Genomic DNA, 9,692 nt, shown 5'->3' with positions numbered 1-9,692 from the left:
CTGTACCTGCAATGACAATCGGGGAGCTGCCAGCGGTAAACGTGCCGCCACTATTGATAAAATCGCCACCAAAGGTTAATCCAAAGTTCGCGGCGGCTAAAGTTACACCGGTATTAATGGTTAGATTGCCGTTTATAGTCGTAGCAGCTGCCAAAGTCTTTGTGCCGGAATTAGATAGTGTAAGGTTATTAAACGTTGTAGCTGTTGCGGAAAGAGTTTGAGCAACTCCACCGAAATTCACCGTACTTGTACCTGCAGTGAATACTGTCCCCGAGCCATTCCAAGCTGTTGTGCTCGTTGCATTTTCGTTGAGTATGCTGGAACCACCGTTCAAAGTTCCGGCAGTAAGGGTCACGACACCTGTAAATGTATGCGTCAGGCTTGCACCAAGATTCAAGGTTCCGCCTGCGCCATTAATTGTAAAGCCGGCACCACTCACATTGCCTTGAAAGGTTGCCGTACCTCCGGTCTTTGTCATTGATACCAAACCGGTTGTGGTGAAGCCGGCAATGCTCTGAGTTGCTGTACCTGCAATGACAATCGGGGAGCTGCCAGCGGTAAACGTGCCGCCACTATTGATAAAATCGCCACCAAAGGTTAATCCAAAGTTCGCGGCGGCTAAAGTTACACCGGTATTAATGGTTAGATTACCGTTTATAATCGTAGCAGTTGCCAAAGTCTTTGTGCCGGAAGTAGATAGCGTGAGGTTGTTAAACGGACCGGTTCCAACTGTTTGGTCTGCACCGTTAAAAATTACCGTGCTGGAATTTGCCGTGAAAGTACCGCTATTCGTCCAGTTGCCACTGACGGTTAAGGTATTTGAACCCGTGATAGTCAACGTAGCGCCTGAATTGACGGTCATGTTATTACAAACGGCAGCTGCCCCAATTACCGGCTGATTACCTCCTGGCGGAATGACAACATTTGTTGAAGCGGTTGGCACTGCTGCATCACACCAGTTAGATGCTGTATTCCAATCGGTGCTTATGCCTCCAATCCAGGCGCCGGCGGTACAGGATGACGCAGCAACATTCAAAATACCGGTTGCTGCCGCAAAGTAAGTAGTATTTATGTAGGTTGCTCCCGAACCGGTGCCTCCCCAGGAACCGGAAAGTTGGCCATATCCTCCGAGTGTTAGTGTCCCCGGTGTCCCTGAGATGGTATGGGTAAGACCTGTACCAAGATTGAGTGTTCCTCCTGAGCCGTTTATAGTCAAAGCTCCACCATTTACAGTACCTTGAAAAGTAGCTGTTCCTGCGGTTTTTGTCATCGAAATCAAGCCAGTGGTCGTGAAGCTTGCAATGCTTTGCGTAGCTATGGTCCCTGTAAAGGTTACAGGACGAGCCGTAAAGTTCAATGTCCCTCCTCCTGTAATGGCAAGATCACCCTGGATGGTAATCGTCCCGGATCCCGAACCAGTAGTTGTCCCTGTTCCACTAAATGTAAGATTGTTGTATAAGCCTGAAAACGCTTGGATAACAGGAGTAGCACTTGTATATTCTACTGTTCCGGTTGATGGAGTAAGTGCAGCAGGGCCTCCTGAGAAAGTTCCACCAAATCTTAATAAACCCGCATCAGAAAAGTTAAATTGACAACCAGTTGTACCTGTAGTAACGGCTCCATCGATGGTAACTGTCCCGGTTGAAATGGAAATAATATCATTTCGAGTTGTTACTGTTGCAATCATCGTAAGCGAGCCGGCAGTAAGCGATCCGGCCCCCACGGCAATCGTACAGGTTTGCCCGGTACTTGGTCTTGGCATGCTTACAAGCCCGGTAACAGTCAGAGAATTCGTTCCTGAAATAGTTACAGAGCTGGATGCTGTAACTGCTGCAAAAGTAAGTGTGTTACAAGCTACCGCTATATCCACTGTTACAGCTATACCACTGTTTATGGTGACGGTTTCTGCAGCGGTAGGCACCGCAAACCCTCCCCAGGTTGCAGTATTGCTCCAATCTCCGGTTACTGAGGCTACTCTTTGTGCCAGACCAGCAATGCCAACGGAAAGAAAAAAACAAGCAACAATCACGCATTTCAAGAGTGACCACACTTTTCTAATTTGCTTGTTTTTCATTGCTAATTATTATTCAGGCGTCTTTGTCATCTGGAATCAGTTCAGAATTAATTCGGCTTCGGCGAGTTTGACCGGTTTGGCGTCCTTTTGACCGGAGTAAATTACCTGTAGTTTTCCGGTACGGTAATTAATACCCGGAACCATATTCATATCCCCGTGAATCGAAATATTCCCGGAACGGTTAAAGGCCAGATTCAGCCTGGGCAGGGTATCATTCACATATTTAAAGGAGAGGTCCGATCTTTTCATGACTTTGGGTTATTAGGCTTAAATACTTGGGTAATGCTTAAATGATGGCTAGGGGGATGAAAATGAGCCGTACCCGTGTGAACAATAAACTAAGGAGGTGATGATAAACCGCTAATTAAGCGGATCAGATGGGGGGAAGTACTGATATTCATGGCTTTGGGCGTAAAAAGGCTTGACTCAAGTTATATATACACTTTTTTACAATGTAAATATAAAAAAGATTTAATAAAAACAAAAAAAATAACAATATCTCTTCTTTTTTTCGTTTACCGGATAAACGCATTAAAAAATCCCCTTTCAGTTGATATTGAAAGGGGATTTATATAGAAAACGGGCAGGAAACTAATTATTTCGCCTGTTTTCGTAAGATCCGGTCATTTTTCTTTTATTCCACAAGTTTCTTCCTGGCGTTGTACACCTTCTTGCTGCCGTAGCCGGCCCCGAGCGCCAACAAAATGACCAATCCACTGCCTACCGGGGCAGCACCGCCATATCCACCAACAGGCGGATTACCAGCACCCCCGCCTGATGGATCGTCACCCGGCATGGGCTGGCCTATAACGCTGTTCAATGCCACTGTGAAAGTGATGAAGAAAACTGTTAAGAGGACTATTCTGATCGCCTTTTTCATAGCTGTTGTTTTTATCATTTGCAAATATACTAATTTTTTAAAGCTTGTTCACGTTAAAATTATTTAACGAACACTTTCTTCGTCACTGTGGTATTGTCTGATATGACTTTCACAATATAAACGGCATTTCCCTGCGGTACGGAAACCATGTTCAGGCCATTGCTGGCATTTGAACGGCTGATTTCCTGTCCAAGGATGTTGTAGATCACGATTTCACCTTTCATTGCGTTGAAGTCAACATAAACGGTAAGGTTAACAGCATAGATGCTGTTGATTTCCGATACCGGATCATCAATGCCCTGGGTGTCTGTAAAGTGAACCACGAAACGGGCTGACATTCCCACACCTGAACTGAAGCTATAGCTTGATGTCTCGCGAAGGTTGATATACTGACCTGTTGGAAGATCTTCAAGGTAGATGGGGATTCCGGCATCAAAGCTTTCGATATTAGATGCCGTGATGGTATATTCACCGGCTTCCGGTGCATTCACGCCGAGAATCACAGATGCAGTCTGGGTAGTATTATTGAATGTATTGATAGCCATCTGTTCATCGGCAAGCATGGTATATGCCTGGGGAGCAGCCGGGGCCATCAGTTTGGTTGCATCATATTCATAATCCAGTCCGGAAGTAGCGTTTTCATTGAAGTAAATGACGGTTTCATCATTCATTTCTCCATCGGAAACAGTCATGCTCAAACGGTTCAGCATGATTTCATCGGCTTTCCAGAAGGCTTGTGTACTATGTGTACGGACAGCATTGGTAACACCGAGTATACCGGCTGCACTAGCCTCAACGAAGAAACCCTGAGCAGCAGGAATATAGCGTGAGCCATAATTTACCACGCCACCGCCGATTGTATAGGTTCCGTAAGTGGGCCCCCCATTCCAAACACTAAATGAATTGGTGACAAGGTTAGTCTTTGTCCAACCCACGGCATCCCAGTCAACTGCTGACGGATACGGATTTCCAACGAAGTTCCAACCGTCTCCGCCTTTGGTAAGGGGTGTGCTTATTGGACCTGTATTCAAAGTTCCATTGTAAGAAGTGGTCGTATCGCCCATTGGTGTCCAACCGATATGCCACGAATTAATACTCGAGGTCCAAACGGCATAACCTTTCATCAGATTAAGCGGTGTAGTCTCATCCTCGATAAAGGGGTACCATGCGCTGCCAGTTTCATTATAAGTGAACAGCCAGGTATGGAGGAACACATTGGCAGTAGCTGCAGTGACGGGTTGAGATACATACCAGAAACGGTCAGCACCCAGGAAACGTTGCACGGTAGCAGTTCCGGTAACGGAACCGTAAGTTATGATTGAACCGTCGCCGTTTATTTCATCAGATAAAATGGTGAGGCCGGCACCGCTGGCAATATCCAAATCATGACAATAAACGTTATCGAAATCGGCGTTGTCGATTTCCGGAGCGGCTCCGACGTTGGGGATGGATACATTGTGGCCTGCATCAGGGATAAAGCCTTCTGCCCAGTTGGTTTGGGAACGCCATTCCGAAGTTGGGACTCCATCCCAGGTAAGAGTCACCCTGTGGCTGCCCGGGGTCATATCTATATTTTCTGCAGCGCTGAGTTCCCATTCTCCTTCAGTGAGGGTGAGGTTCGGGCTGACGATATCATAATGACGGACGGCATGTTTACCGCTGTAATCAAGTCCAGTTACACTTCCATCGTAAACGTCAATCGACGTACCGCTGGTATAATCACCGAATGTCGAAAGTTCAAATTGCGATGTTCCTACGGTACCAACGATACTTGAAGCGAGATCATAGCTTTTTCCCGGGTAAGCAGTACCGAAATCGCCGGCACTGTTTGCAATCACATAAGAATCACCTGCATTGATTATTCCGGTAAGCTGTACGCTGGAACTATTGTTAGCACTTAGATACCATGGATAGAGACTGAAATCCACTGCGACTGCACCGGCATTGTAAATTTCAACGAAATTGGCAGGAGGAGCAGTAGATGGGTCCCCGAATTCGGAGAACATCAGGTCGTAATTTGTCGGATCAGGAGGCAGGTTAATGAGCGTATTGTCTGCGACAACGGGACTATACGCCGTGGATGAAGTTCCCCCGGAAGTAAGAACATATAAACTTTGCCCGGGCATACCACCTGCACCTAGGTAAAACTCAACACCTAAAAGACCTGTTCCGGTTATCAGCATTTTATACCTTGCGACACCTTGGAACGCTGTTGTCAATTGGCTAAGGTAAGTTATGTCATAAGTGAAGGTGAAAGGCGGTAGCAAAATGAATGCCGAAAATAAAGACGCAAATCTGCCAGTTCCTGCAGAACTTGCAGGAGTATTCCAGTTATACCCGTTTGGCAATGTCAATACAAGTCTTTCTACACTTACCGGAAGAGCACCCGAGCCAAAAGCAGTTGCGCTAAAATTTATAAACATTCCAAATGCGGTCGTATAAGTTGTCCCAACGTTGCTTTTTGCCTCGACATCAAAAATTAATGTGTCATTGGCTACTCCCGGAACAACCATATAATTATTGAACCGGTAAGTGATGGATTGCGATTGACTTGCAAAACCAATCAGAAGTATGGCACCCAGGATTAAAAGTGTTTTTATTTTTTTCATAATTGATATGTTTTTCTTGAACATTAATAAAATATTTTCTCAAAAGTAATACGTGATATAGTATTATTATGGAATTGTGGTGAATGTTGGGAAATTGATGATCATAAAGTTCACATCTGATGCAAATACATTTCCATCCATATCAAGGTCAGCATTATGATAAACACTGAATGAAGGGAAGGCAGCAACAAACAGAGCTATATCTGAAGCGAAGATATTTCCGTCATTATCAATATCGGCACTGTACATTCCAAAATAACTACCAAGTGCCTTTTGGCCAGAATTGTATGCTTTTGCCAGGGCATCGGTAAAATCATACACGTAAATAAAGTTCACTAGTGATAATGCATTGGCCGACATAACCCTGATGTGGTTTCTGTGATATACAACCACGTAAATGTTATCGGTGAATACGGTTGGAACCAGCACTTCGCTTGTTCCGTCCAATCCGACAATGGTTCCATCATTGAGAAGGAAAGCGGCCTGGCGTGCAACCATGGTAGCTGATGTTGCCGTGTTGGCAGCTCCGGGAGTGTCACGGAATTCAAGTAATACCCAGTCGACCACGTTAGCATTCGGAATAGAACCAACGTTTTCAGTTCCGGCATAATTCCACGGAACTCCGCTGTAAGGCTGGGCCAGAGGCAGGTAACCACCCAAGTTCAGTAATGTATCCATTTTCACTGTCGTAGTATCGAACGGGCCTTCAAGAAAAGCCTTGATGTTAAAGCGGAAACCACTGATCACAGCCCCGTCAAAGAAGGACACCGGGGCAGTCGTCAGGTCAGGTTTAGCGAATTCGCAACCCGCGTCAAACGTCAGGTTGCTTTGGCCGCCGTTATAATTGAAATGAAGGGTAAACAAGGTATCGTTGCCGTTCGGATCGATATCCACACCACCAGGAAAGGTCCACTGGACACCAATCTGGGAGGTAGCGGATATGTAATTGATAAAGTAACCGGTAATGGTTCCGGCAGTGTGGCCGGTATAAGTTAAAACACTGTTGTCAAAACCGATAAACAAAGAAATGGCAGCAATATCCATGGAGAAATTCTTTGCCCTGACCGGGAAATCAATGGGCTGACCCACGGTTCCGGTCTTAACTGGCATACTGACTTCAGCGCCGCCGGTGATGGGTGAAATGCTCCCGTCTATATAAGTCGTCGGGATTGAGGTAAGCGTGATATCGGAAATATCACAACCTCCTTCAAAGGTGATATCGCTGGATCCGAAGTTGTAATCAAAATTCATGGTGAAAATAACACCGTCAATTCCCTGACCGCCGACATTGGTCCAGGTTATACCTAAAAGGCCTGGGCTGACCACACTGGCTAAAGCTCCAATGACAGTACCATTGGAAAGGCTAAGGAAAGTCAGGTGAGCCGGGTTATAACCGATGAAAAGTGTAATAGCGCCGACAGTATCTGGATATCCTAAAGCTGTAATGCCAATACCAACAGGATTTCCTGGATTTGCCATCTCATCTTCAATGGTTAACCGGTAGGCAGTAGCTAATGGTTCAACCTTCCCATTATCATATGATACGATTGCTAGAGAAAGATTCGTGTAAGCTATTTCACATCCACCGGTAAATACCAGCTCGGAAGTACCTGTTGCATTATAATTAAAATTCAGGGTAAGGAAGGTCGTATCAAGTGAAGATCCTGATGTTGAAGAGTATGCTACGCTGATAAGGCCGGTTGTATTATTTCCACTTATCGAAAGCATTGGTAAAGTAGTTGTATAGCTTGTGAATTGCAGGATAGACGGGTCAAACTCAATGAATAATGTCACCGCACCGGCATTCCCGGTAAATCCGTTTCCAGTCACCCCTAAGCTTACCGGTCCGGCATTGGCCAGGATTTCATCAATGATGATGGTGGCAATGCCTGCATTCGGGCCGATGCCTCCGTTTGTATAAGCGACCGTAATGGAGTTCAGCAAGGTATCGGCAAATTCGCATCCGGGATCAAAAGTAAGGTCGCAAGTACCCCCCAGGGCGCTGTATTGAAAAGTCAATGTGACCATTGGCGTTCCATTAATATCAGCTCCATAAGGATCGGTCCATTGGATACCGATCTGGTCGGTTCCAATCATGTTATTCAGAATGTAGCCGGGCAGTTCGGGTCCGGTAGAACTAGTGAATGTCAAAACATTCGGGTCGTACCCGATAAACAGCGATACTGCACCGACATTTGTCGGTAATCCTGCGACATCAATATCGAAAGATACAGTAGCGCCGGGATTCGCTGTGAGTGATTCAATTTGAGCTGTCTGTGCTTTCAAACCGAATGACCAGGCCAGAAGTACGGTTAGTAAGATGTAAATTTTCCTATTCATATCATTAATTTTTAATTATTTGCTTATATCTTAAAATCATATTATATTAATTGGTTTTTAGTATTTTTCTCTGTTCCATCGCTGTCTTACCGTCACGGGTCCCTTCAAATCTCAGGAAATAAAGCCCTTCTGACAATGCAGCCAGGTCTAGTTCCAGATCCTGCGAATGTCCCTGATTTTGATTTATCTTGAAGAAACAAAGCATCATCCCCCTGGCATCATAAACACTGACTAAAGTGCAGTGGTAATCACCGGGCAGGCTGATATGGATATTATCACGGAAAGGGACCGGATGAACCTGCAGGATTCCAATGCCGCCAGGATTGCCGATATAATTGAGTGTGTCCACCACCAGGGTAGCTGCCACGGAATAAACCATGCAGTATTCGTTATCGAGGCGGCAACCAAACTGGTATTCATTCATGCCAAATATGGCAGGACTGATTGTCAGTGCTGCCGTGTGTGTATTATAATAAGGTGGTGTGTCGGTGAGGTATGTCCAGGAATTGCCACCATCGGTACTGAACTGCCAGATATATTCTTCAGTTCCCAGGGCGTCAACTATAAAGAATACATCCTGGCCTTCCATCACGGTATCGTTTTGGGGTTGGGCCGTTATTTCCGGTATGGCATGCTGGTTAATATGGCCGTCAGTCAAGGTGATATCAATGGGATTGAACGATGAATTCAGCACCTCTGAACCTGTCTCAAAAGCCAGGGTATGGTCCTGAGATTCATAACTGAAATTCAGGTCGAACAATTTTCCGCTTGTGATGGAAACCGGGTTGCTGTTGTTCCAATGGATAACCACACCTGGAGGATCCGGCAGGGGTGAGGTAGTCAGGTTACCCGGGAGGAGGTCCGGGTGAATATTTTGAAGGCCCTGGAAGGCTAAATAAGCTGTATCAAAAGAGATGTTAAAGGTAAATTCTATGACATCCAGAAAGTCGCCCACAAAAAGTGGTTCAAAAACTTCATTTGCCGGGCAGGAGCTAACCAGGCCAAGTGTTGCGGCCGGAAAAGCAAGCGCCACTTCAAGGAGGGCCACGTCAGTAATTTCGGTGCAATTGCCTGCAGAGAGCACACAGCGGTAAGTATATCCGTCGTAACTCAGCGGGACGTCATGTACGGTCAGCGTGTCATTATTAACGCCTGAATACGTCTGGTCATTTTGCAGGTCAATCCAGCCGGAGCCGGTATTTTCCTGCCATTGGTAATCGGGATTGCCCAGTGAGGTGACCCTGAAGATCACATCGTTATCCGGGTAAGATTTTACACTGTCGGGTTGGCTGATGAGCCGTATGCTGTTTTTGATGCTTCCCGGGAAGGTATCGAGAGGGATGATCTCAAGGTTTGAGTTAGCGATTTCGGTGCCCGGGTTAAAAGGCAATAAGGTTGAATCGCCCAGGAAGCTGAACCTGAGATCGAAAAGTTTACCGCTGGTAATAGTAAATGAGTTGATGTTGCTGTAGGCGATGCCTAACTGGCCATTGCTGGCGTTATAACTGATCCCGCCCGGGATGGCGGAGTTGATATTCTGGAGGGATAAAAATTCTGCAGCATTTGTATCATAGCCGATATAGATAGTCATGGCGCCCACATCGATGAAGTTGGTCACGTCAACCGGAGCAAGCACCGTATCCCCCGCGCAGGAGGTGACATTTCCGATGGTTGCTGTGGCGTTTTGTGATTTCATGATGATAGGCTGTAAGAATAAGATCAATATGGCCAGTTTAAATCGCATGCTGCCTTTTAAAGACTTTCATTTTTAATAAGAAGGTTTAAAAAG

At 45.8% G+C, this 9,692-nt stretch carries 6 protein-coding genes; all 6 read right to left on the bottom strand.

What is annotated here, in order from left to right; genetic code table 11:
- Positions 1-2,074, bottom strand: a 2,074-nt coding sequence (locus tag M0Q51_13785) for a hypothetical protein (protein ID MCK9401047.1), incomplete at its 3' end; no start/stop codon positions are given.
- A gap of 36 nt (positions 2,075-2,110) precedes the next feature.
- On the bottom strand, positions 2,111-2,323 hold the full coding sequence (locus M0Q51_13780; GenBank protein MCK9401046.1) for a hypothetical protein: 213 nt from the start codon (positions 2,321-2,323) through the stop codon (positions 2,111-2,113).
- Positions 2,324-2,708: 385 nt separating this feature from the next.
- Entirely contained in the window at positions 2,709-2,954 is a 246-nt protein-coding gene (locus M0Q51_13775) for a hypothetical protein (GenBank protein ID MCK9401045.1), read from the bottom strand.
- A 59-nt stretch (positions 2,955-3,013) separates the two neighbouring features.
- Positions 3,014-5,563, bottom strand: a complete 2,550-nt coding sequence (locus tag M0Q51_13770; GenBank protein MCK9401044.1) for a T9SS type A sorting domain-containing protein — start codon at positions 5,561-5,563, stop codon at positions 3,014-3,016.
- Between the two features lie 66 nt (positions 5,564-5,629).
- Positions 5,630-7,903 (bottom strand): hypothetical protein, encoded by a 2,274-nt coding sequence (locus M0Q51_13765; GenBank protein ID MCK9401043.1) that lies wholly within the window; start codon positions 7,901-7,903, stop codon positions 5,630-5,632.
- A gap of 46 nt (positions 7,904-7,949) precedes the next feature.
- Complete coding sequence (locus tag M0Q51_13760; protein ID MCK9401042.1) at positions 7,950-9,626, bottom strand: cohesin domain-containing protein; 1,677 nt, start codon at positions 9,624-9,626, stop codon at positions 7,950-7,952.
- Positions 9,627-9,692 lie beyond the last annotated feature (66 nt).

This window comes from Bacteroidales bacterium (genome assembly GCA_023229505.1).
Classification (GTDB): Bacteria; Bacteroidota; Bacteroidia; order Bacteroidales; family JAGOPY01; genus JAGOPY01.
The sequence above is the reverse complement of the archived record's forward strand: the minus strand, read 5'-3'. Positions and strand labels throughout refer to the sequence as shown.

Bases quoted from the DNA above. Each gene is read 5' to 3' on its own strand.
- M0Q51_13780 (MCK9401046.1), bottom strand. From the start codon at position 2,323: ATGAAAAGATCGGACCTCTCCTTTAAATATGTGAATGATACCCTGCCC.
- M0Q51_13775 (MCK9401045.1), bottom strand. From the start codon at position 2,954: ATGAAAAAGGCGATCAGAATAGTCCTCTTAACAGTTTTCTTCATCACT.
- M0Q51_13770 (MCK9401044.1), bottom strand. From the start codon at position 5,563: ATGAAAAAAATAAAAACACTTTTAATCCTGGGTGCCATACTTCTGATT.
- M0Q51_13765 (MCK9401043.1), bottom strand. From the start codon at position 7,903: ATGAATAGGAAAATTTACATCTTACTAACCGTACTTCTGGCCTGGTCA.